The sequence below is a fragment of the Caulobacter vibrioides genome, assembly GCF_002310375.3.
GTDB classification, from domain to species: domain Bacteria; phylum Pseudomonadota; class Alphaproteobacteria; order Caulobacterales; family Caulobacteraceae; genus Caulobacter; species Caulobacter vibrioides_D.
On record NZ_CP023315.3, the window covers coordinates 3617512 to 3641141 of the forward strand.

The window sequence follows — 23630 nt, forward strand, 5'->3', positions numbered from 1 at the left end:
AAGGTACAACGGGAGTTGCTTCAAGACTTGGCCGATGAAGGGCCGTTCTTTGTGAGACGGCGCCAACACCGCTCTCTTCGAGTGCTTTTTCGGTTGGGCCTCGTCGAGAGCCACATCGTTGAGGTCATGAGCCATCAAGAACGATGGTGGCAACCAAGCGCCGCCGGTCGCGCAGCCCTGGAAAGCGACGCCCGCGCCGAGCGAAGCGCCCAGGCGCAAGAGGCGCACGCCTAGCCATGCCCCCGCGCGCGCAAGCATCCGTCCAGCCGGCCCCGCCGGACCAGGACCTGGAGCCGGAGATCCTCGCGATCATCCAGGCCCTTGCGCGCGCCAACGCTCGCCGTGACTATGCCGCCGCGAGCGAAGCCCAAGGAACGCATGAATGACCATCTCGACCAGCGACATGCGGGAGGCGGCGCTCCTAGCCGAGCGGTCAGGGTTCCACGTTAGTCTGTCGATCATCAGCGAGGGCATACGGGTAGAAGTCATGGCCCGGGCCATTCTCGGGACAAGAGCAGAAGCATATTGGAGCCGCATATACGACTGGCGCGAGCTGGAAGAGGGCGGACTCCTGGATTGCGTTCGGCGTGCGCTGGCCAAGGCTGACACCGAGGCTGCACATGCGGTCGCCAAGGTGCTCGGTCCCTGGCCAACGCCCGAGATGCTCCGCATGGTCAAATAATGCGCGTCGCCCTCTACGCCCGATACAGCGACGACAAGCAGAACCCGGCGTCGATCGCCGACCAGCTGGCGCTCTGCACCCGTCACGCCCAGGCGCGGGGCTGGACGATCGCGGCCACCTATACCGACGCGGCGATCTCGGGCGCCCACATGGCCAACCGGCCGGGCGTCAACATGCTGATGGCCGCCGCCGAGGAGCGCGCCTTTGATCTCATCCTGGTCGAGCACCAGGACCGCCTTTTCCGCAACCTCGCCGACAACGCCCGCGCCTTCGAGCGCCTGTCCTATCTGGGCATCGGAATCGCCACCCTGCGCACCGACCGCGTGCAGCTGATGGACGTGGCGATCGAGGGACTGATGTCGCAGCTCTATCTCGACAACCTGTCGGCCAAGACCAAGCGCGGCATGCACGCCAACGCCGAAAAGGGTCTGGCCACCGGCGCGCGCATCTATGGCTATCGTTCGGCCCCCGGCGGCGAGATGGCCATTTTCGAAGAGGAAGCCGCCGTCGTGCGCCGGATCTTCGCCGGCTACGCCCAGGGCCTCACCGGCGTCGAGATCGCCGGCGTGCTCAACGATGACAAGATCCCCGCGCCCGGCGGCGGGATCTGGGGCGCGACCTCGGTGATCGGCTCGCGCCAGCGCGGCAACGGCATCCTGCGCTGCGAACTCTATATCGGGGTCAAGGTCTGGAACCGCTTTGACCTGCGCAAGGACCCGGCCACCGGCAAGCGCGTCCAGCAGATCCGCCCCGAAAGCGAATGGAAGCGCACGCCTGTGCCGCACCTTCGCATCGTCGACCAGGTCGACTGGGAAGCGGTCCAGGCCCGGTTCCTGCTCTCGGGCGCGCACCGTAAACCGCACCTGGCCAATCGCCACAAGCCCGGCCTGTTCTCAGGCCTGCTCAAGTGCGTCGAGTGCGGCGGAAACTACACGATCAAGGGCAAGGGCCGCCTGGTCTGTTCGGTCTATGTCGGCAAGGGGCCCAGCGCCTGTAACAACCGGCGCAGCATCATGCGCGACGAGGTCGAAGACCGCGTGCTCGAGGGGCTGCGCGCCAAGATGCTGTCGCCGGCGGCCGTCGCGGCCTATGTGCGCGCCTATCATGCCGAGTATGAGGCGGCGGCCGCCGCCGCCCAGTCGCGCCGCGCGCCGCTGGAAAAGCGCCTGGCCGAATTGAACCGCGGAATCGCGCGCCTGGTCGACGCGATCTGCGACGGGACCGAAACGCCGGCGATGCGCGCGCGCCTGGTCTCGGCCGAGGCCGATAAGGCCGAGATCGAGGCCCAGCTGGCCAGCGCCGACCAGCAAGCGCCGATCACCCTGCACCCGCGCGCGGCCGAGGTTTACGCCGAACAGGTCCGCGCCCTGCAGGAGCGCCTGGCCGAGCTGAAGGACGGCAAGCCCTCGGCCGACGATCGCCGCGTCATCGAACTGGTGCGCGGCCTGATCGAGCGCATCGAGATCCGCCCCGTCGACCAATCGCGCGGCGCACCGATCGAGCTTACGCTCGTCGGCCGCCTCGCGGACTTCATGAAACCGTCCTGGGAAGAGAACCGGAACGAAAGTGGGTTCCGATTGGTAGCTGGGGGCGGGATCGAACCGCCGACCTGTGGGTTATGAATCCACCGCTCTAACCATCTGAGCTACCCAGCCATAGCCAGGACGGACGCGGGTCATACGCCCAAGCGCGCTTCGCATCAAGCCCGGGATGTCATTCCATCCAGCGCCGCATCCAGTCGCCGCGCCAGTTCTGCGGGGCTGTATTCGGTCAAGACGAGCCGCCGCGCCGCCGCGCCCAGGCGCCGCGCGGCGCCGCGATCGCTCATCAGCTCGGCGAGGGCCTCGGCGAGACGATCAGGATCATCATCGGGAACCAGACGGCCATCGGTTCCGTCGGTCACGATCTCAAGTGGCCCGTCGATCTCGCTGGCGACCACGGGCAAGCCCACCGCCATCGCCTCCAACAAGGTCAGGGGGAAACCCTCCTGGTGGGAGGGAAACGCGAAGAGGTCGCCGGTCGCGAGGAAGCCCGCGACGTCGTTGGTCCAGCCCTTGAGGCTGACGCAAGCCGCAAGATCCAGCTCCTGGATCAGCCCCTCCAGCACGCCCCGCTCATCGCCTTCGCCGGCGATCTCGCAGATGACGTCGTAGTCCCAGGCGCGCAGCTTGCCGACCGCGTGGATCAGGACATCGAAGCCCTTCTTCGGATGAAGCCGGCCGGCCGCGACGATCTTGGTGGGCTGACCCTCTCGCGTGAAGGGGCGGGCCTCGGCGTTCGGCGGCTTAACCGCATTGGGCACGAACCAGACATGATCCGCCGGCGCGCCCCGCTCGATCGCCAGCGCGGCCAGATGCCGACCGACGCAGACATAGTGCGCGCCCGGGGTCACATCGAAGGACGGCTTGTGCAAGCAGACGGCGCGCACGACGTTGGCCGGCGCCGCCTTGTCGAACACCCGCGCCGGACGCTGACCATGGCTCAGGATGAGCGCGGGCTGGTACGCCTTCACAAGCTTTCGGGCGGCGCCGAGCGTCATCGGGTCCCAGTCCGTCAGCGCCGGCATCACCGTGAGCGGCGGGACTCGGTCTGCCTGAGCCGCGGCCACCTTTCCCCCCTTGCGAACCACGCCCACGCAGCGCCCGCCCTGGCGCGCGGCCCAGGCTTCGAGGATGGGTTGGTAGTCCAGAAAGACCTGCTCAAGACCGCCCAGGCCCTTGCCCAGCATGGCGTGCAGGATGGTGGTCAAGGCGAGCTCCGGGGGAGGCGTTGCGGGCCGCGACCATCATGGCGCGCGGCCCTGGTGTCAACGCGGGAGCATCGGCTTGCGATCCTGTCCGCCTCGGCGACCTTCCCGTCGAGGCGTCCTATTTTCCGCCGAGCAGCACCTTCACCGCCGCGTCCAGCTGGGCGTCCGCGCCGGCGAGCGTCTCGCCCAGCGGCCGCTCGACATCAATGTCCACCGGTCGCGGGTTCAGCTCCATGTTCTGGCCGCGCAGATCGTCGATGCGGATGAACGGCAGGCGCACGTTCGAGCCGTCGATCAGCTGGCGGCCGCCGGTGAAGATGATCCATCCGGCGGTGGGCTTGCCGACCACCTTGCCCAGGCCGAGCGCGCGATAGCCCTCGGTGAAGTCCTCGGCGTCGGAGAGAGACGACTCGTTGGTCACCAGCACGGTCGGCAGGCCCAGAGCACGTTGGCCCAGGCTCTGGCGCGAGGGCATGGCGAAGCGGTCGCGCGGCGTCATCATCAGGTAGTTGCGTCGCGAGAAGACGTCCAGCACGTGGCCGTTCACATAGCCGCCGTTGTTGTTGCGAACATCGATGACCACGCCCTGCTTGCCCTGGTTCTGGGCGTCGAGGTCGATATAGAGCTGGGCCAGCGAGCCGTCGGACATGTCGGCGATGTGGACATAGCCCAGCTTGCCGCCGCTGACGCGTTCGACATAGGCGCGGCGGTCATTGACCCACTGGCGATACAGCAAGCCCGTGGCCGTGGCGGTCGCGACCGGACGAACCACCGCCTCGCGCGTCTTGCCATCAACGCTCGTGATGGTCAGCACGGTGCGCTTGCCGGCCTGGCCCCGGAGCAGCTTGTCCAGATTCACCCCCGGCGAAAGCGCTTCACCATTGACCGCCGCCAGGGTTTCGCCGGGTTTGATCGAGCCTTCCAGCGCCGCCGGGCCCAGCGCGATCACCTCGCGGATCACCAGTCCCTTGCCGGCCTCATAGGCCTCGCGGTCGAAGCGCAAGCCAAGGTTTGCGGCGCGCACGATCGGGACCGAGGGGTCCGGCTGCTTGCTGATCCCCGTGTGCGAGGCGTTCAACTCGCCGATCATCAGGTTTATGTTACGGCGCAGTTCGTCGCCGGTGCGCGCGCCACCGACATACGGCGCCCAGCGTTGGCGCAGTTGCTCCCAGTTTGCGCCGTGGAACTTCGGATCATAGAAGCCGCGATCCAGGACGCCCCAGGCCTGTTCGAAGACGACGGTCTTCTCGACGTCGAAATCGACGGCCAGTTCGGCGTTGACCGCCAGGGGGCGCGGCTTGGGCTGGTCGACCGGCGTCGCGACGAGCGAACCGCCCTCCAGGAACCAGACCTCCTTGCCGTCAGGCGTGAAGGCGATGTCGCCCTTCGGACGACGGGTCGAGGTCAGTTGTACGGGAACGGCCGGCTCACGCGCCAACTCGTCGAGATTGTAGGTGTAGAAGTTGCTCTGACCAGCCTGGCGGGCGCGGAACACCAGCGTCTTCCCGTCGGGGCTGATCACCGGCGTGGCGACGTCCATGCCCAGCGGCAGGAAGGTCGCGCGCTCGCGCAGCCCTTCGAAGACGATCCGGACCGGCTCGACCTTCTTCTTCGGCGCGGCGGGCTTGGCTTCGGTGACGGGCTTGGCCGCAGCGTCGGTCTTCTGGGGCTCGGCCTGGGAGTCCGCCGGCTTGTCAGGCGCGTCGGTCGGCTTGAACAGGTCGCGGAAGGCGTCCTCGCGGTACTTGGGCACATTGGGCAGCAGGTCGACGCGCAGGATCTTGGCGTCCTCGCTGCGCTGGCTGGTGTCGACCAGGATGTACTTGCCGTCGGGAGACCAGGCGACCTTGCCGACATTGCCGTTGGCCAGGAACGTGACCTGACGCGCCGCGCCGCCGTCCATCGACACGACATGCACATTATCGAAAGCCTTGCGGTCGGTGACGGTGAACGCCAGCCACCGGTTGTCGGGCGACCAGGTCAGTGGCGTGTCATCAAAGCCGCCCAGCGCGCCTTCAAACAAGACGCGGTCGCTGGCGACCTTGCCGCTGGCGTCGAAGGTGATCGCCCGGATCTGCTTGCCGTCGCGGACATAGGCCAAGACCCGGCCATCCGGCGACCAGACCGGACCGGTATTGCGCGCCGCGCCCGTGGTCAGGGCCGTCTCCTGGCCCGTCGCGAAATCATGGGCGTAGAGGTTGGCGGCGCGGTCGCGCTCCGAGACATAGATCAGGCGCTTGCTGTCGGCCGACCAGACCGGGTCGCGCTCCACGATGGGCGTGCGGGTAACCCGTTGCGCGGCGCCGCCGTCCTTGGTCGAGACCGCAAACAACTCGCCGTGGGCGATGATCGCGGCCTTCTTGCCGTCGGGCGACAGGGCCAAGCTGTCGAAGCTGGTTTCGTTCCTGTGCGCCTCCCCCTCGCTGGCGGGCGCGCCGCGCAGGACGATCGGAGCCTTGGTCGTCTTGCCCGTGGCCGTATCCATCGACCAGATGGCGAAGTCGCGCTCAAAGACGATGGTGCGGCCGTCATAGCCCATCGTCGGCCACAGCAGCCGTCCGTCGGTGAAGCGCGTCACCTGCTGCGGGGTCCCGCCGAGGGGCAGGCGCCACAGGTTCTCGGTCCCGCTCTGGTCGCTCATGAACCACAGCGTCTTGCCGTCAGGGGTCCACATCGGCCAAGCGCGCTTGGCGCCGCCCGGAACGAGCTTCTGATAGGTCCCGCCATTGACGGGCTTCAGCCAGATCTCGCTCTCGTCGATATGCGAGTGGCCGTTGCGCCACCACTGCACGTTCGACATGCCGCGCGCGACGAGCGCGATCGTGCGGCCATCCGGCGAAGGCGCCCCGCCGAACTCGTTGAGGAACCGCTCGCGACTGACCTCCAGGGGCGTGCCGCCCGAGGCCGCGACACGGAACACGTCGCCCTGGCGCGCCACGTCGTTGACGCCGGAGGTGAAGTAGATCCACCGGCCATCGCGCGACCAGCCGTCCAGCGTCTCGGCGCTATCGCCATAGGTCAGGCGGCGAATCTCGCCGGTGGCGAGCGTCAGAACATAGAGATTGGCCACGCCCGAGCGCGTCGAGACAAAGGCCAGAGACTTGCCGTCGGGCGAATAGAGCGGACGGGACTCGGTGGCGGCGTGCGTGACCAACAGGCGCGCCTGGCCGCCGGCGGCAGGAACCGTCCAGAGATCCCCACCCGAGACGAAGGCGATTTCCGCGCCGTCAGGCGACAGCGCCGGTTCTGCAAGCGACGGTAGCGCGTCGGCGGCGAAAGCCGACGTAGCGATCGAAGCGCCCAGCGCGACCGCCGACACAGCGCCCAGCAGCGCCTTCAAGTTGAACCCCATGACCAGCCTCACCCCAGAAACTCCGAAGACGGAATTGCTATCACGCGCGCGGCGAAGACCAACCGGGTCGGGCCCTCAGGATCAGCCCATTTTTTGCGCCGAGGTCAGACGACCTCAGCAAGCCGCTGGGCCACCGCCTCACCGATCGCCAGAGAGCTTGTCAGGCCCGGACTCTCGATCCCGAACAGGGCCATCAGGCCGGGAAGACCGTGGTCCTCGGCGCCGCGCAGCTGGAAGTCCGGCTGCGGTTCATCAGGGCCATGCAGCTTGGGCCTCACGCCCGCATAGTCGGGAACCAGCTTGTCGGCGGGGAGGTCTGGCCAGAACTTCCGGATATAGGCAGCGAACGCGTCGGCCTTGGCGGGATCGATCGAGTAGTCCGGCGTGGACACATATTCGAGATCCGGCCCGAACACCGCCTGACCGCCCATGTCGTTGCGATAGTGGGTGCCCAGCGCCCCATGGATCGGCGGCGGATAGATCAGGCGCTGGAACGGCGCCTTGCCGGCCAGCCGGAAATAGACGCCCTTGCCGAAGTGGGCCTTGGGGATGAGGTCGGCCGGATAGCCCTCGATCCGGCCCGCCACCGCTTGCGACGACAGGCCCGGCGCGGTGACCAGAAGGCGGCAGGTCAGGTCGGTGGGCTCGGCGCCGCCGGCGCGAACCCGGAAGCCCCCGCCGGCCAGGGGCTCAGCGCCCTCGAACGGCGTCGACAGCACCACCGCCCCGCCCGCGGCCTCGATCTCGCCCTGCAGGGCCAGCATGTAGTCATGGCTGGCGAAGACGCCGCTTTCGGGCGACAGCAGCGCGGCGTGGGCGTTGAGGCCCGGCTCCAGCGCCCGCGCCTGCGCGCCGGTCAGCGTCTCCATGCCCTCGACATCATTGGCCAGGGCCTGGTCCCAGATGGTGTCGAGCCGCGCGATCTCGTCCTGCGAGGTCGCCACCACCAGCTTTCCGCACTTCTTGTAGGGCACCTTGTGGGCGTCGCAGAAGGCGTACAGCGCCCGCCGGCCCTGGACGCACAGCTTGGCTTTCAGCGAACCGGTCGGATAGTAGAGCCCGCCGTGGATCACCTCGGAATTGCGGGACGACACACCTTCCCCGATGTGTCCCTGCTCTTCCAGGACCGCGACCACCAGCCCGCGCCGCGACAGGGCGTAGCCGCAGGCCAGACCCACCGCGCCGGCGCCCACGACGACCGCGTCGAAATCAAACTCGCTCATGCCCCCACCTTAGACGAGGCGCCCCAATCCGCCAGCCACCACGCCCTCGCCTCGATTGACAGCGCTAGCAAACACAGCATGGTCTGACCACGCGGCGCCAAGACGTCGCCTCGGGGGGAATAACAAGATGGACGGCACGCCGGCCGCGCCCGCGCGCAACCTGCTGATCGATACGCTGCGGGCCTTCGCCCTGATCGGCGTCTACATGGTCCACATGTTCGAGCAGTACGAGATCTACTGGGCTGCGCCGAACCAGAACCTGACCCACACGATCTTCACCACCTTCTTCATGGGCAAGGCCTTCAGCCTGCTGACCCTGTGCTTTGGCCTCAGCTTCTTCCTGCTGATGAACCGCGCGGACCGGCGGGGCACGAACTTCGCTGGCCGCTTCGCCTGGCGGATGGTGGTTCTGGCCCTGATCGGCCTGGTCCATAGCCTCATTTATCGCGGCGACATCCTGATGGTGTTGGCGCCGTTGGGCCTGCTGCTGATCCCGTTCTATCGCGTGAACACCAAGGTGATCCTGACGGTCGCGGCGGTGCTGCTGGCCCAGCCCCTGCTGGCGTTCCAGATCCTCAGCGCCGCCTCAGGCGCGGCTTGGGCCAACGCTGCGCCGCACCACTGGGGCGACACGGGGCCGGCCTTCTATCGTGACGCGGCGCTGGGCCCGATGCTGACCTGGAATGTCTGGCAGGGGCAGAGCTTCAAGTGGTGGTTCTTCATCGAGACCGGCCGCCTGTTCCAGATCCTGGCCCTGTTCCTGATCGGCCTTAGCCTGGGCCGCGCCGGCGTGTTCGACGCGCCCGAGCGGTTCGTCCGCCAGCGCCGCCGGGCCTTGATCGCGCTGATCGTGATCGCCCTTCTGGCCCGCTTTGGCCAGGCGCCGCTGGCCGCCCTGCTGCCCGACGCAACCGCCGCCCCGATGGCCCGCAAGCTGCTCGGCAACCTGATGGGCGGCTGGTTCGACGCCTCGGTGATGGGCGTCTATGTGCTGCTGATCGTCGAGGCCTATCAGGGCGTTGGCCGCAAGCTCCTGGAGCGCCTGGCGCCGATGGGCCGGATGACCCTGACCTTCTACGTCCTGCAGTCGCTGATCTGGGTCCCGGTCTTCTACGGCTTTGGCCTGGGCGCCTGGAAATGGCTGCCGCAGGGCACGGCGCTGCTGCTGGGCCTTGGCTTTCTGGTCGCCCAGGGCGTGGTGGCGACCCTGTGGTTCAAGCGCTTCCACTATGGCCCACTGGAGTGGGTCTGGCGCGCGGGGACCTATGGGACGGTGAGGGTGCCGTTCCGGCGGTGAGGGCCTGAATAGTCATCCCCGCTAAAGCGATTGCAACATCGGGCGCAGCCAATCATCTTGAGATTGAGGAACCGAGATTGAGGACCGCATGTTGCGTACAACTGGGCTTGCCCTGGTCATCCTGCTGGCCGGAGGATCAGCATCGGCAAACGCGCAGGCACTCCACGAACTGCAATCGCCGCAAGACATCACTTGGCGCTCCAAGCCCACAGCTCAGGATATGGCGAACTTCTACCCGGCAAAAGCGCAGCGCGCTGAGCAAGCCGGCTGGGCCGTGCTAGAATGTCGGACCGCGACGACAGGCGAGATGAAGAACTGTCAGCTATTGGGCGAAGGTCCAGTTGGCTTCGACTTCGGCGCAGCGGGTCTCAGGCTATCCAGCAAGTTCAAGATCGACGCCAGTAAGACCGATCCAACGTTGCTCGAAAGCGGGGTCGTTACGATACCGATCTTCATGGTGACTCCCACTGGTGCGCCGCCACCTCCGCGCGACTACCTAGCGGGACAACCGGCGGCCCTAGTCACAATCGCGCTCAACAAGGCGAAGGGCGATTTCCCCTGCCCCAGCGCCGCAGCGCCGGACCGTCAATGCCGCTCCCACGCACTCAAGTGGCGCAAAAGCCCGAGTTTGGCGGAAGGCGCCGCGCAAGTCCGTGCGGCCAACGCGACTTCTGGCCGCTCGTCCCTACAATGCCGCATCCAAGTCGACTACCATCTGACGAGCTGCGGAACGGCTGAAGCCGACCCTCAGCGCAAGGCCGCGATGTTGGCTCTGAGCGCCACGTTGATCGCCCCCGAGAAGGCGGACGATGAAACGCCCACCTCGGGGAACATAGTCGTGATCGACTTCAACTGGGCAGCCTTGCGGAACGCCGTCGAGACGAGCGTATTCGCGAAACTACCCTAGCCTCTTAGCTCCCGCCCCACTGCCCCCAGAGCTTCTCTTCGGCCGCCTTGGCGACCTTCACCGAGGCTTCCTTCACGTGGCCGAAGCCGCGGATCTGCTGGGGGATCTCGGCGATCTTCAGGGCCAGCGGCAGGCTCTCCGTGGACAGCCCAGCCGCCAGGCGATCTAGACCGGTCTCGTAAGACGCGATCAGGCCGCGCTCCATGCGGCGCTCCTCGGTCTTGCCGAAGATGTCGAGCGCCGTGCCGCGCAGGCCCTTCATCTTGGCCATCATCGGGAAGGCCAGATCCAGCATCCAGCCGCCGAAGGCGATCTTCTTGGGCTTGCCGTCGGCGCCCTTCGGCGCCAGCAGCGGCGGGGCCAGCCAGATCTTGGCCTTGCCGCCCTTGAAGGTCCCGGCCAGCTCGGCCGCGAAACGACCATCCGCATACAGACGAGCGACCTCGTACTCGTCCTTATAGGCCATCAGCTTGTAGAGGTTCACCGCCGCCGCGCGGGTCAGCGGCAGGGCGCCGTCAGCGCCTGACACGGCGGTTTCGGCGTTGCGCACCTTGGCCACCTTGTCCGCATAGCGCTGGGCGTAGGCGGCGTTCTGATAGGCCGTCAGCTGCTCCACGCGATGGGCGATCAGGGCGTCCAGCGGCATGGTTTCCGGCGTCGGGGTGGTGTCTTCCTTGACCGTCAGGGTCGACGGATCGTGGGCCACGCGGCGACCCAGCTCGAAGGCCTGCAGGTTGGCCTCGGCGTCGACACCGTTCAGCTTGATCGCCCGATAGACCGCGCGGCTGGACAGCGGGATCACCCCGCGCTGCCAGGCGAAGCCGACCATGATCATGTTGGCGTAGATGGCGTCGCCGAACTCGGTCTCGGCCAGGCGCTGGGCCGGGCAGGCGTCGAAGGTCTTGGTCGCGCCCTTGACCCGGCGCGCCATCGCCCCGCTGTCAAAACGCACATCGCGGCTGGTGACGAAGTCGGCCGTGGGGGCGAAGTCGCTGTTGCCGAAAGCCCGCGTGCGGTCCTTGGCGTAGAGCGACAGGCCCTCGGGGCTGGCGGCCACGAGCAGGTCGCAGGCGATCAGCACGTCGGCGCTGGCCGCCGGCACGCGACCACCGACGATCGTCTCCTCGGTCTCGCCGATCTTGACGTGGCTGAACACCGAGCCGCCCTTTTGGGCCAGACCCGTCATGTCGACCACGCTGCCGGCGCGGCCGTCGATGTGGGCGGCCATGGCCATGATCGAAGCCACCGTGGTCACGCCCGTCCCGCCTACGCCGGTGAACAGGATCTTGCGCACGCCCGTCAGCGGCTCGAACTCGGGCAGCGGCGTCGACTCGGCGGTCAGGGCCGCAGGGGTCTTCTTAGCCTGAGCGCTCTCGGCGCCTTCCAGGGTGATGAACGAGGGGCAGAAGCCCTCGACGCACGAATAGTCCTGGTTACAGGACGACTGGTTGATCTTGCGCTTGCGGCCAAACTCGGTGGCCAGCGGCTCGACCGAGACGCAGTTGGACTTGACCGAACAGTCGCCGCAGCCTTCGCAGACCAGCGGATTGATGAACACCCGCTGGGTGGCCTTCGGCATCGAGCCCCGCTTTCGACGGCGGCGCTTTTCGGTGGCGCAGGTCTGGTCGTAGAGCAGCACGGTGGTTCCGGGCGTCTCGCGCAGCATCTCCTGCACGCGCATCAGGTCCGAGCGCGGGAAGATCTCGACACCCGGCGCCAGGTCGTTGACGCCCTGGTAGCGCTCCAGCTCGTCGACGACGATGACGGTCTTCTTGACGCCTTCGGCCGCCAGCTGGCGGGTGATCTGAGCGGGGGTGAAGCCGCTCTCGGCGCGCTGGCCGCCGGTCATGGCGACGGCGTCGTTGTAGAGCAGCTTATAGGTGATGTTGGTTCCGGCCGCGACGGCGCCGCGGATGGCCAGCGAGCCCGAGTGATTGTAAGTGCCGTCGCCCAGGTTCTGGAAAACGTGCTTTTCGCTGGTGAACGGCGCGGCGCCCACCCAGGTCAGGCCCTCGCCGCCCATATGGGTGTTAAGGTCGGTCATCGGGTCGTTGAACCCGGCCATGTAGTGACAGCCGATGCCGGCCAGGGCGCGCGAGCCCTCGGGCAGCTTGGTGGAGGTGTTGTGCGGGCAGCCCGAGCAGAAGAACGGCTTGCGGGCCTGGTCAGCGGCGAGGCTCACGGCGGCGACGCCGGCGGCGCTCACCCGGTTCAGATAGGCCTGGGCCCGCTCCATGTGCGGCCCCTGGGGCAGGCGGTCATAGATGGCCAGCGCGATTTCGGCGACCGACAGCGAGCCCAGCTCCGACAGTAGCGGACCGCCCTTCTCGTCGGTCTTGCCGATGACGCGCGGGCGCGCCTGGGCGGGAAGATCGTAGAGCGCGGCGCGGGCTTGCGGTTCGATCAGGGCGCGCTTGTGCTCGATGACCATCAGGGTCTCGAGGCCGGCGGCGAAGGCGCGCAGGCCCAGCGGCTCCAGCGGCCAGGGCATGCCGACCTTGTAGATCGAGACGCCGAGGTCAGCGGCTTCCTGCAGGGTCATGCCCATGGCCGTGAAGGCCTCCAGCACGTCCTTATAGGCCTGGCCCTGGCAGACGATGCCCAGCCGCGCCTTGCCGACCTTGACGTGCGAGGCGCCCAGCACCACGCGGTCGATATTGTTGGCGCGGGCGAAGGCCAGGGCCGCCGGGATCTTGTGGAGCCGCATGCGCCGCTCCTTCTCCATCGGCTGGTCCTTCTGGCGGATGCCGAGGCCACCGGGCGGGAATGCGAACTCGGGAACCACGATCTGGTGACGGTCCAGCGAGACGTCGATGGTCACGCCCGAGTCCATGGTGTCGGCCAGGGCGATCATGCCCGTCCACAGGCCCGAGAACCGCGACATCGAGATGCCGAGCAGACCGTAGTCGAGCACCTCCTGGACGTCGGCCGGCGACAACACCGGCATCTCGAAGTCCTGGAAGGCGAATTCCGATTGCGACGGGAGGGTCGAGCTCTTGCAGGCGTGGTCGTCGCCCGCCACCGCCAGGACCCCGCCGGTCGGGAAGGTCCCGGCGAAGTTGGCGTGCTTGAAGACGTCGCCGGTGCGGTCGACGCCCGGCGCCTTGCCGTACCACATGCCGAACACGCCATCGTAGAGCGCGCCCGGGAACAGGTTGGCCTGCTGGCTGCCCCACACGGCGGTGGCGGCCAGGTCTTCGTTCAGGCCCTCTTGGAAGACGACGTCATGCGCGGTGAGCAGCTTCTTGATGCGCGCGGCCTGCTGGTCGAGCCCGCCCAGCGGCGACCCGCGATAGCCCGACAGATAGCCGCCGGTGTTCAACCCCGCCTTGCGGTCGAGGCGCTTGCGATCCAGCAGGACGCGAAGCAGGGCCTGCACCCCCGTGATGAAGGCGCGACCATCTTCGAGCACATATTTGTCGTCGAGAGTGACTTCCGAGTGCCGCATGGCAAAAATTTTCCTCCCGGGTCTTCTCGCCCGCTACGCAATATCTTATAGAAGCGCGGAAAATGTTTGCCCAAGGCGTGCCCGAGTCGTGGCCGCTTTGCGCAAAATCAAAGCGCCAACGCCCTCTGGGGGGAGGAATTTCTTGTCCGAACAACTCGACGCCGTGGATGCCAAGATTCTGGATCTCATCCAACACGACGCCGGACTGTCCGTCGCGGAGATCGCCGAGCGTGTGGGTCTGTCGTCCAGCCCCTGCTGGCGCCGGATTAAGCGTCTGGAGGACGCTGGCGTCATCCAGCGTCGGGTCACGATCCTCGACCGCGAGAAGCTGGGCCTGGGCTTTGAGGTGTACTGCACCGTGAAGCTGTCGCTGCCGACCAAGGAAAATCTCGACACCTTCGAACAGGCTGTCGGCAAGTGGGCCGAGGTCGTCCAGTGCGCCACCGTCACCGGCGCGGCCGACTACGAAATGCGCATCGTCACCCGCGACATGCGCGCCTTCGACGAGTTCCTGCGCGACAAGCTGCTGTCGCTGGGCCTGGTCTCGAACATCGAAAGCCGCATCGTGATCCGCGGCGTCAAGAACTCGACCGCCGTGCCCCTGGGCCTGATCAGCCCCTATGTCAGCCCGTTGGGCTAAGGCTCTCAAAATCCTCTCCCCGACGGGAGAGGTGTCGGCGGAGCCGACGGAGAGGGAAGAAGCCGGCTCGGCAGCACTTCCCCCTCCGGCCTTCGGCCACCTCCCCCGCTAGGGGGAGGATTTATTCAAGACGCCCCGCACAACTCCCCGCTAAGCTCCGCGTCGATATTCGCGGAGCCTTCCATGATCGATCTCGTTTTCGACGCCCGCCGCAAGGATCTCGGCAACTTCGAGGTCGGGCGCGTGCTGCCGTTCCACGCGCATCGGATGGTCGGCCCGTTCACCTTCCTTGATCACATGGGGCCGGCGGCCTTCGACCCGGGCTTTGCCAAGAGCGCCGATGTGCGCCCGCACCCGCATATCGGCCTGTCGACCCTGACCTATCTGTTCGAGGGCGAGATCACCCACCGCGACAGCGTCGGCTCGCTGGCCGTGATCAAGCCGCACGAGGTCAACTGGATGACCGCCGGCTCGGGCATCACCCACTCCGAACGCTTCGAGGGCCTGCGCGAGCATGGCGGCCGCATGGACGGCATGCAGGCCTGGATCGCCCTGCCCCATGAGCATGAGGAGATCGCCCCCAGCTTCACCCACCATGAAGGTCCGGCGGACCTGCCCTACTATGAGAGCGGCGGGCTCAAGGCGCGGCTGATCGCCGGGGAGGCGTTCGGCGCCAAGTCGAACGTGCCGGTCTACTCGCCGCTCTTCTATGTGCACTGGGAGCTGGAGCCGGGAACGGTCGCGGCCCTGCCGGCCGAGTATTCCGAGCGCGCCGCCTATATCGCCGCCGGCCGCGTAGAGGTTGGCGACCGCGAGCTGGCGGCCACACAGATGGCGGTGTTCGCGCCGGGCGACACCATCGTCTTCAAGGCGCTGGAACGCTCCACCGTGATGCTCCTGGGCGGCGAACCGGTGGGGCCGCGCTTCATCGAGTGGAACTTCGTCTCCTCGTCCAAGGACCGCATCGAGCAGGCCAAGGCCGACTGGAAGGCCGGCCGCATGAAGCTGCCGGATCTGGACCACGACGAGTTCATTCCTCTGCCGGAAGGCGCTCCGTCGGCCAATCCCGCGTCCTAGAGAAGAGCAGCGATTGGCGGGGCCCTTCCTCGCCGTTCGCCCAAAAGAAAACGGCCCCGGAGGTTTCCCTCCGAGGCCGCTTCGGCAGGTCCACAAGGAACCCGGTTCCCAGCCCGGAGCCCCAAGGGGCTCCAATTTCCTGTAAAAGGCTGGACATTCCGACAGGGTCGGAATGTCCGGGGCTGGGACCGAATTACTTGATTTGGATCTTGGCGCCGGCTTCCGTGAGCTTCTTCGAAACTTCTTCGGCTTGTTGCTTCGAGACGTTTTCGACGACGTTCTGCGGAGCGCCTTCGACCAGGTCCTTGGCTTCCTTCAGGCCGAGGTCCGGACGGACGCCGCGGACTTCCTTGATCACGTTGATCTTCTTGTCGCCGCCGTCGACGAGGACGACGGTGAATTCGGTTTGCTCTTCGGCGGCTTCAGCCGGAGCGGCGGCGGCGCCACCAGCGGCGGCGACGGCGACCGGAGCGGCGGCCGAGACGCCCCACTTCTCTTCGAGCATCTTCGAGAGTTCAGCGGCTTCCAGCACCGACAGGGTGGACAGTTCTTCGACCAGCTTTTCGAGCTTCGACATGTGTCAGTTCCTTAGAGAGATTGGGATAGATTGCGGGGATGACCGTTACGCGGCGTCTTTGGTCGCGTAGGCGTTGAAAACGCGAGCCAGCTGGGCAGCCGGGGCCTGCAGGACGCCAGCGATCTTGGTCGCCGGAGCCTGGATGAGGCCGATAAGCTTGCCACGCAGTTCGTCCAGCGACGGCAGCGTCGCCAGAGCACGCACGCCAGCTTCGTCCAGCACGTTGGTCTGGTCCAGAACGCCACCGACAATCTTGAGCTTGTCGTTTTCTTTGGCGAACTGCACCGCGATCTTCGCGGCCGAAACGGCGTCCGGGCCGTAGGCGATGGCGACCGGACCGGTGAAGAGCTTGTCGCCCTTGTCACCGAGCTTGCCGTCCAGAGCCTTGAGGGCCAGGGTGTTCTTCACAACCTTGATCGCGGCGCCTTCCTTGCGGAGGCGAAGACGAAGGTCGGTCATTTCCGCAACGGTCAGACCCATGTAGTGGGTCACGACGACAGCGCCGGCATCGGCGAAGACGCTTTTCAGCGACTCGATCGATTCCTGCTTTTGAGCGCGGTCCATTGCGGTCTCCTACTCAATAACAGCGGCCGGACCATTCCGGCAGCCAGATGCGAAACCCAAGCGGGATCGCTCCCGCGTGCGAGTCGCATGTGCCTGTTTCAAGGAAAGTCGGCCGCGTTCCGGTCTCGGACCGGCCCAACACGAGGAAGGGGGCACGAGCAGGAAGACTTGGCGTCTCTATCCCTGTCTCCCGACGGCGAGGAAGGGCTCTTCCTCGGTTATGGCGTTGGTGACCCCACGCCCCGTTGTTCTCAAACAGGTTCGCCAACGGACCGGAGTCCATTGGAGAAGGCGGGCGTATAGACGAAGACGCCGGGGATTTCAACAGGGCTTGACGGCAACGGGCCGCTAGAAGCCCGCCCCGATCCTGTCCAACTGCGTCGCCATCTGCTTCAGGCGCTGGTCCAGCTCGGCCATGGTGCGGTTCAGCGCGCCCTCGTCGTCGCGCCAGACCTGGATGACGCGCGCCCAGACCGCTGTCATGGCGGCCAGGCGCAGCGGCGTGGCCTCGACGCCGGCGGCTTCCAGGATCGCGCGGGCGATGCGGGGGAAGCGCGCGGCGGAGATCAGCACGCCCTCGCTCGTGGCGATGGCGATCAGCGCCGCCCGATGCGGCTCCATCGCCTCGATGCGCGCCATGGCGGCGTCGAACAGGCGGTCGTGCGCGGCGGCGCCCTCGGGATAGTCGACGCCGAGCGCCGCCTGGTCGAACCGGGTCGAAAGGTGACCCAGGACGGCGGACTTGCTGTCGGCCAGGGCATAGAGCGCCGCAAAGGAAACGTCCGCCTTCACGGCGATGTCGCGCAGGGCCACCTGCGGCCAGGGCTTGTCGGCGGCGAGCGCCAGGGCGGCGGCGGCGGCGCGGTCGAGGATATCGGCGGTCATGACCAAGACATGGCCCCGGACTTTGACAGGGACAAGACGAACCTCCCCCGTTCGGGCACGGACGCCGCCTAGAGCGTGACGCCGAAAGTGGGAACCGGTTTCGGCGTCACGCTCTAAGTGTTTGATTTAGAGCCTCGTTATCGCGTCAAAACGATACCGTTTTCACGCGCGAGGCTCTAGGCGCCCAATTCCTTCGAGCGCGCCACGGCCGCATCCAGCGCCTTGGGCAGAAGATCCCCAAAGCCCCCCTCGCCCATCAGCACCGCAAGCGCCGCCGCCGTCGTGCCGCCGGGCGAGGTGACCTGCTTGCGAAGTTCCGCCGGCTCCTCGCCGCTTTGCTCCATCAGGGCGGCGGCGCCGATGATCGTCGCCCGGGCCAGGCGGGCGCTCTCGGCCGGATCAAGGCCCTGGGCCGCGCCCGCCGCCTCCAGCGCCTCGATGAAGGCGTAGAGATAGGCCGGGGCCGAGCCCGACACGGCGGTGGCCGCGTGCATCAGGTCCTCGGTCGGCAGCACCGCCACCGCGGCGACCGGCGCGAACAGGGCTTTGGCCCGATCCAGGGCCTCGGCGTTATCGGCGTAGAGGCTGGCCGCGCCGCGTCCGATGGCGACCGCCGTGGTCGGCATGACCCGCGCCACGCGCCGGCCGCCGAAGGCTTGTGAGATATCGGCCGCGCGCACGCCGGCGGCGATCGACACGATCACCGCATCCGGGGCCAGGTGCGGGACGACATCCTCGATCGCCTCGCGCCAGATCTGCGGCTTGACCGCCAGCAGCACGGTCTTGGCGGCGCCCAGGGCCTCGAGCGGCGGATTGACCACCGCGCCCGCGAAGGCGGCTGCGTCGACATGAGGATCGCGGATGATGAGATCGGCGGCGTCAAACGCGCCGGCCGCCCGCCAGCCCTGGATCAAGGCGCCGCCCATGCGGCCCGCGCCGAGAAGGAGAATGGGGGTCATGCGGATCACCTCTCAGCCTGTCCCTTCTCCCCTTGCGGGAGAAGGTGTCGCGAAGCGACGGATGAGGGGTCGCACGGTGGCGGCCATCAGACCTGTCGAGCGCCGGACGCAGAGAAACCCCTCATCCGACCTGCTTCGCAGGCCACCTTCTCCCGCAAGGGGAGAAGGAAAGTCCAGTGCTTAAGCCTGGCCGACGGTCTCGAACATGCAGGCGGCCATCGCCTGGTCGGGCGTCTTGGCGCCCTGCAGCAGGAATTCGAAGGCCGGGAAGAAGCGATCGGCCGCTTCGACCGCTGCGTCGATCATCGAGGCGGCCTGGGCCATGGTCGGACGCTCGCCCGACGGCAGGGCCAGGGCGTGGCGGAACACCACCTCGCCGTCCTCGGTCCACACCTCGAAGTGACCCAGCCAGACGCGCTGGTTGATCAGGGCCAGAAGCTCATAGGCGTTGGCGCGCTTGGACTTGGGCGCGCGCAGGTCCAGCGACAGGCACAACTGCAGGCAGTCGGCCTCGGGCCGCCAGGCGAACCACAGCTCGTAGTCCTTCCAGTCGCCCTTCAGGGCGAAGGCGAGGTCACCGTCCTCGGTACGATCGAAGGTGAGGTTCTCGGCCGACAGCACGTGCTCGACCACCTCGAGAGGATCAAGAGCCATCAGGACGTCGTCGTCTTCCGGTTGGGTGTCCATGAAAAACCTACGTCCCCGCCGGCGACGGCGGGGGTTAGCCCCGCGCTGAATCGCTCACATTCGGGGACAATAATCTGCTTCGCGGCGTTCGTCTCAACTCGCTTCACGCCTAGAGCGAGCGGCGGGTAGGCTATTCGCCTGAACTCGCGGTTTTCTTCGCCGGCGCCTTCTTGGCCGCCTTCAAGGCCGCCACTTCCTCGCGCAGCGCCGCAACCTCGGCCTTCAGGGCCTCGAAGTCGTCACGACGGATCAGATCCAGCTCGGCCGCCATACGATCGGCCTGGGCCCGCATCGCGGTCTTGGCCTCTTCGCCGGCCGTCTGGGCGATGCCCATGGCCGCCTGGGTGAACTTGGCGAATTCGTCGAGGAAGGGGTTCTGGCTGTGCATCGGTAATCCATGCCCGCGAATGGGCCTTGCGCTCTTATATGGGAAACGGTGGATGAAAGCGAAGCCCGAACGCTATACGTCTGCGTCGATCTGTCCCGCACGGAGCCCGAGCGCGTGATCTTTCCGAACATCGATCCTGTGGTCCACATCGGCCCCTGGGCCCTGGAGTTTGGCCCATTGGCCCTGCGCTGGTACGCCCTGGCCTATGTGGCGGGCATCCTGCTGGGCTGGCGCTACGCCATCCGCCTGACGCGGACAGAAGGCTTGTGGGGCGGCCGAGCCCCGACCGCCACGGCCCTGCAGATCGACGATCTGGTGCTGTGGATCACGCTCGGGATCATTCTGGGCGGCCGGCTCGGCTACATCCTCTTCTACATGCTGCTCAACGACGACCAGCGCGCCTGGCTGATGGCGCATCCGATGGACGTCTTCAAAATCTGGGAAGGCGGCATGTCGTTCCACGGCGGCTTCCTGGGCGTCTGCGCCGCCGTCATCCTGTTCGCGCGCCAGCAGAAGATCGACATGCTGAAGCTGGGCGACCTGATCGCGCCGGTCGCGCCCATCGGCATCTTCTTCGGCCGCATCGCCAACTTCATCAATGGCGAGCTGTGGGGGCGGGTCACAGACTCGCCGCTGGGCGTTATCTTCTGCAACGAGACGATCCAGGCCAATCACCCCCAGCGCATCTGTCCGGCGGGCCCTCTGCCGCGTCATCCCAGCCAGCTGTACGAGGCGGGTCTTGAGGGTCTGGCGCTGTTCCTGATCATGGCCTTCGCGATCTACAGGCTGAAGTGGCTTCGCCGGCGCGGCGCCCTCGTGGCGACCTTCCTGCTGGGCTATGGGCTGGCGCGCCTGTCGCTGGAGAACGTGCGCAATCCCGACGTCGGCATGCCCCAGTTCCCGCTGGGCCTGACCATGGGGATGATGCTGTCGATCCCGATGATCCTGGCCGGCGGCTGGCTGCTGTGGAAGGCGCTGAAGGAACCGATCCAGGACGACGCCGAGGCGCATGAGCCTGCTTGATCGCCTGAAGGCCCAGATCGCCCAGGACGGGCCGATCGGCGTTCCCGAGTTCTTCACCCGCTGTCTGCACGACCCGCGTGACGGCTATTACGCCACGCGGCCCGATCTGGGCGCGGCGGGCGACTTCGTCACCGCGCCTCTGGTCAGCCAGATGTTCGGCGAACTGGTCGGCCTCTGGGTGCTGGAGACCTGGGCTCGCATGGGCCGTCCCGCGCCGTTCCGTCTGGTCGAGATGGGTCCCGGTGACGGAACGCTGATGAGCGACCTGCTGCGGGCTGGACGGCTCGATCCCGCCTTTCTGGAGGCCGCCGAGGTTTGGCTGGTCGAGGTGTCCGAGCCCCTGAAGGCCCGCCAAGCCGCACGGCTGGGCGAAGGGCCGCGCTGGGCCTCGCGCCTGGACGAAGTGCCCGGCGGCGCGCCGATGATCCTCGTCGCCAATGAACTCCTGGACTGCCTGCCCGCGCGCCAGTTCATCCGTACCCGGACCGGGTGGGCCGAGCGGGTGATCGGGCTGGGTGCGGAAGGCGCGCTGGCTTTCGGGCTTCGCGCCATCAATCCTCCCCCCAGAGGGGGAGGTGTCCGCGCAGCGGACGGAGGGGGAAGGCCTGTCGGTCCCGCCCCTTCCCCCTCCGGTCCTTCGGACCACCTCCCCCGCTGGGGGGAGGATCTGGGAGCGGGCGCCGTCGTCGAATCCTCACCCGCCCAGGCGGCCCTGGCCTCGGACATCGCCCATCGCCTCGTCACCGATGGCGGCGCGGCGCTGTTGATCGACTATGGCCGCGCGCAGCCCGAGCCCGGCGATACGCTGCAGGCGATCTCCAACCATCAGAAGGTCGATCCGCTGCAGACGGCGGGCCTCGCCGACCTGACGGTCTGGGCCGACTTCCCGTCGGTGGTCGCGGCCGCGCGCGAAGCCGGCGCCAAGGCGGGTCCGATCCTCACCCAGGCCGCGTTTCTGGTCGCCTTGGGAATCGTCCAACGCGCCGAGGCCCTGGCCGCGCGCCAACCCGATCGCGCCGACCAGATCGGAAGACAGCTTGATCGCCTGATCGGAGAGGCGCAGATGGGCGAACTGTTCAAGGTCGCGTGCCTTTGCGCGCCCGACCTTTCGCCCCCCCTCTTCGAGGACGCGACATGAAGACGCCGAGCCTGCCCACCGTCCAGTCGCCGCTGCTGTCCAGCCTGCCGGGCGTCAAGCACGCCTTCTTCACTCGCCAGGGCGGGGTCTCGAAAGGCATCTATGACAGCCTGAACGTGGGGCGGGGCAGCCAGGACGAGCCGGCCGATGTCGAGGAGAACCGCGCCCGCATCGCGCGCTGGTTCGGCGGCGGGCCGCAAGATCTGAACGTCTGCTACCAGATCCACTCGACCATCGCGATCGTCGCCGATGGCTCGTGGGGCGACGCGCGGCCCGAGGGCGACGCGGTGGTCAGCAAGACGCCCGGCGTGATCTGCGGCGCGATGGCGGCCGATTGCGCGCCGGTGCTGCTGGTCGATCCCGAGGCGCGGATCGTGGCGGCCGCCCATGCCGGCTGGCGCGGCGCCCTGGATGGCGTCGTCCAGGCGACGGTCGACCGCATGGTCGCGCTGGGCGCCAACCCAGCGAACATCACCGGCGTGGTCGGCCCCTGCATCGGGCCGAAATCCTACGAGGTGGGGCTGGAGTTCCTGCATCGCTTCGAAGCCGACTGCCCAGGCTCGGGGCGGTTCTTCAAGCCCGGCGCAAGCGAAGACAAGCGCTTCTTCGACCTGCCCGCCTTCGTGCTGGACCGCCTGGCGACGGCCGGCGTCGAGCGCCGCGAATGGGTGGGCCGCGACACCCGCGCCGAGGACGAATGGTTCTTCTCCAACCGTCGCGCCTTCCTCAACAACGACGGCGACTACGGCCGCCTGCTGTCGGCGATCATGCTGGAGGCGTAAGGCCTGCGCCCGCCGCGAGCATTACTCCGGGTACGGAAGCGAAAAAGTCTCGCCGTTAACACTTGTTTCCGGGGCTTCGCCTGCTAGAAGGCCCGCCAACGGCGACCCCCACACCCGAGATCATCATGAAGCTGCTGTCCGGCAACTCCAACCGCCCGCTGTCCCAGGCGATCGCGGAATATCTCGACATGCCGCTGACCCGCGCCCAGGTGCGCCGGTTCGCTGACCTCGAGGTGTTCGTCACCATCGACGAGAACGTGCGGGGCGAGGACGTCTTCGTCATCCAGTCGACCAGCTATCCGGCCAACGACAACCTGATGGAGCTCCTGATCTGCATCGACGCCCTCAAGCGCGCGTCGGGCAAGCGGATCACCGCGGTGCTGCCCTATTTCGGCTACGCCCGTCAGGACCGTAAGACCGGTGGCCGCACGCCGATCTCGGCCAAGCTGGTGGCCAACCTGATCACCCGCTCGGGCGCTGACCGCGTGCTGACGATGGACCTGCACGCCGGCCAGATCCAAGGCTTCTTCGACATCCCGACCGACAACCTGCTGCCCTCGCGCCTGATGGCCGAGGACATTCGCCGGAATTATCCGATGGGCGATGACCTGATGGTCGTCTCGCCGGACGTCGGCGGCGTGGTGCGCCCTCGCGCCCTGGCCAAGCGCCTAGACGACGCCGACCTCGCCATCGTCGACAAGCGCCGCTCGGGCCCGGGTCAATCGGAAGTCATGAACATCATCGGCGACGTCAAGGATCGCCGCTGCATCCTGTTCGACGACATCGCCGACTCGGCCGGCACCCTGTGCAACGCCGCCCAGGCCCTGATGGCCCACGGCGCCAAGTCGGTCAGCGCCTACATCACCCACGGCGTGCTCTCGGGCGCGGCGGCCGACCGTGTCGCCAATTCGGTGCTCACGGAGCTGGTCGTGACCGACTCGATCGAAGCCTCCGACCAGGCCAAGGCCTGCCCCAAGATCCGCTACGTCTCGTGCGCCCCCCTGATCGGCGAGGCCATCCGCCGGATCGCCAACGAAGAGTCGGTGTCCAAGCTGTTCGACTAGAACGGGGCCGCGCGTCCATTCCTTACCGGCCGCGCCTAGCCTGTCGATGACGTTGCGCGTCGAGCGCTCCATTAAGGTTATTTTTCGCGTGAAGCGGCGCGTTCCGCGAGGAACTCGCCTCTCGCACGGTCACGCTTGTAAAAGCTTGGTTAACGGGGCGACAGTCACAATGTCGCCTGCCCGGGCTG

Annotated in this window: 19 protein-coding genes, 1 tRNA gene and 1 pseudogene; 9 read left to right on the top strand and 12 right to left on the bottom strand. The window is 67.2% G+C overall.

Going from position 1 to position 23630, the window contains the following annotated elements:
* The first annotated feature begins 681 nt into the window (after positions 1–681).
* On the top strand, positions 682–2304 hold the full coding sequence (locus tag CA606_RS20720) for a recombinase family protein (protein ID WP_423752948.1): 1623 nt from the start codon (positions 682–684) through the stop codon (positions 2302–2304).
* Here the strand turns inward: CA606_RS20720 and CA606_RS17150 are convergent.
* The 4 genes from CA606_RS17150 to CA606_RS17165 form a co-directional block, all read right to left on the bottom strand.
* Positions 2261–2337: transfer RNA gene (locus CA606_RS17150), tRNA-Met, on the bottom strand. The genes CA606_RS20720 and CA606_RS17150 overlap by 44 nt on opposite strands.
* 44 nt (positions 2338–2381) lie before the next feature.
* Complete coding sequence (locus tag CA606_RS17155) at positions 2382–3431, bottom strand: glycosyltransferase (protein WP_096053426.1); 1050 nt, start codon at positions 3429–3431, stop codon at positions 2382–2384.
* A gap of 118 nt (positions 3432–3549) precedes the next feature.
* Positions 3550–6783, bottom strand: a complete 3234-nt coding sequence (locus tag CA606_RS17160) for a S41 family peptidase (protein WP_181242669.1) — start codon at positions 6781–6783, stop codon at positions 3550–3552.
* A gap of 104 nt (positions 6784–6887) precedes the next feature.
* Positions 6888–8006 (bottom strand): NAD(P)/FAD-dependent oxidoreductase, encoded by a 1119-nt coding sequence (locus CA606_RS17165; RefSeq protein ID WP_096053424.1) that lies wholly within the window; start codon positions 8004–8006, stop codon positions 6888–6890.
* A gap of 127 nt (positions 8007–8133) precedes the next feature.
* On the opposite strand from CA606_RS17165, the gene CA606_RS17170 reads away from it, so the two are divergent.
* Positions 8134–9303: a DUF418 domain-containing protein gene (locus CA606_RS17170; protein ID WP_096053423.1), complete on the top strand. Its 1170-nt coding sequence runs from the start codon at positions 8134–8136 to the stop codon at positions 9301–9303.
* A gap of 88 nt (positions 9304–9391) precedes the next feature.
* On the top strand, positions 9392–10210 hold the full coding sequence (locus CA606_RS17175; RefSeq protein WP_096053422.1) for a hypothetical protein: 819 nt from the start codon (positions 9392–9394) through the stop codon (positions 10208–10210).
* Positions 10211–10214: 4 nt separating this feature from the next.
* Here the strand turns inward: CA606_RS17175 and CA606_RS17180 are convergent, their stop codons facing one another.
* The gene (locus CA606_RS17180; RefSeq protein ID WP_096053421.1) at positions 10215–13658 is read right to left on the bottom strand and encodes an indolepyruvate ferredoxin oxidoreductase family protein; all 3444 of its coding nucleotides are present in this window, start codon (positions 13656–13658) and stop codon (positions 10215–10217) included.
* Between the two features lie 142 nt (positions 13659–13800).
* On the opposite strand from CA606_RS17180, the gene CA606_RS17185 reads away from it, so the two are divergent.
* Positions 13801–14298, top strand: a complete 498-nt coding sequence (locus CA606_RS17185) for an Lrp/AsnC family transcriptional regulator (protein ID WP_047409974.1) — start codon at positions 13801–13803, stop codon at positions 14296–14298.
* Positions 14299–14307: 9 nt separating this feature from the next.
* Here the strand turns inward: CA606_RS17185 and CA606_RS20350 are convergent.
* A pseudogene (locus CA606_RS20350) lies at positions 14308–14420 on the bottom strand (hypothetical protein); the annotation flags it as partial.
* 61 nt (positions 14421–14481) lie between these two features.
* Between CA606_RS20350 and CA606_RS17190 the strand changes: the two are divergent.
* Entirely contained in the window at positions 14482–15375 is an 894-nt protein-coding gene (locus CA606_RS17190) for a pirin family protein (protein ID WP_096053420.1), read from the top strand.
* Between the two features lie 193 nt (positions 15376–15568).
* Here CA606_RS17190 and rplL read toward each other — a convergent pair whose 3' ends face one another.
* The 6 genes from rplL to CA606_RS17220 form a co-directional block, all read right to left on the bottom strand.
* Positions 15569–15952 carry a 50S ribosomal protein L7/L12 gene (gene rplL, locus CA606_RS17195; RefSeq protein WP_096053419.1) on the bottom strand — a complete coding sequence of 128 codons (384 nt, stop codon included), beginning with the start codon at positions 15950–15952 and terminating at the stop codon, positions 15569–15571.
* 45 nt (positions 15953–15997) lie between these two features.
* Positions 15998–16516: a 50S ribosomal protein L10 gene (gene rplJ / locus CA606_RS17200; RefSeq protein ID WP_010918384.1), complete on the bottom strand. Its 519-nt coding sequence runs from the start codon at positions 16514–16516 to the stop codon at positions 15998–16000.
* Positions 16517–16864: 348 nt separating this feature from the next.
* A complete protein-coding gene (locus tag CA606_RS17205) occupies positions 16865–17401 on the bottom strand; it encodes a TetR family transcriptional regulator (RefSeq protein ID WP_096053418.1) in 537 nt (178 codons plus the stop codon).
* A 176-nt stretch (positions 17402–17577) separates the two neighbouring features.
* Positions 17578–18360 carry a pyrroline-5-carboxylate reductase gene (gene proC, locus CA606_RS17210; RefSeq protein WP_096053417.1) on the bottom strand — a complete coding sequence of 261 codons (783 nt, stop codon included), beginning with the start codon at positions 18358–18360 and terminating at the stop codon, positions 17578–17580.
* A gap of 180 nt (positions 18361–18540) precedes the next feature.
* On the bottom strand, positions 18541–19047 hold the full coding sequence (locus CA606_RS17215) for a YbjN domain-containing protein (RefSeq protein ID WP_010918381.1): 507 nt from the start codon (positions 19045–19047) through the stop codon (positions 18541–18543).
* Between the two features lie 130 nt (positions 19048–19177).
* Positions 19178–19435, bottom strand: coding sequence for an accessory factor UbiK family protein (locus CA606_RS17220; RefSeq protein WP_096053416.1), 258 nt, complete (start codon positions 19433–19435; stop codon positions 19178–19180).
* A gap of 114 nt (positions 19436–19549) precedes the next feature.
* On the opposite strand from CA606_RS17220, the gene lgt reads away from it, so the two are divergent.
* From lgt to CA606_RS17240, 4 genes are all read left to right on the top strand, one after another.
* The gene (gene lgt / locus CA606_RS17225; RefSeq protein WP_096053963.1) at positions 19550–20458 is read left to right on the top strand and encodes a prolipoprotein diacylglyceryl transferase; all 909 of its coding nucleotides are present in this window, start codon (positions 19550–19552) and stop codon (positions 20456–20458) included.
* Positions 20445–21596: a class I SAM-dependent methyltransferase gene (locus CA606_RS17230; protein WP_096053415.1), complete on the top strand. Its 1152-nt coding sequence runs from the start codon at positions 20445–20447 to the stop codon at positions 21594–21596. The genes lgt and CA606_RS17230 overlap by 14 nt, the downstream gene beginning before the upstream one ends.
* Positions 21593–22378, top strand: a complete 786-nt coding sequence (gene pgeF / locus CA606_RS17235; RefSeq protein WP_096053414.1) for a peptidoglycan editing factor PgeF — start codon at positions 21593–21595, stop codon at positions 22376–22378. Before CA606_RS17230 ends, pgeF begins: the two co-directional genes overlap by 4 nt.
* 125 nt (positions 22379–22503) lie before the next feature.
* Positions 22504–23442, top strand: coding sequence for a ribose-phosphate pyrophosphokinase (locus CA606_RS17240; RefSeq protein WP_096053413.1), 939 nt, complete (start codon positions 22504–22506; stop codon positions 23440–23442).
* The last annotated feature ends 188 nt before the right edge of the window (positions 23443–23630 follow it).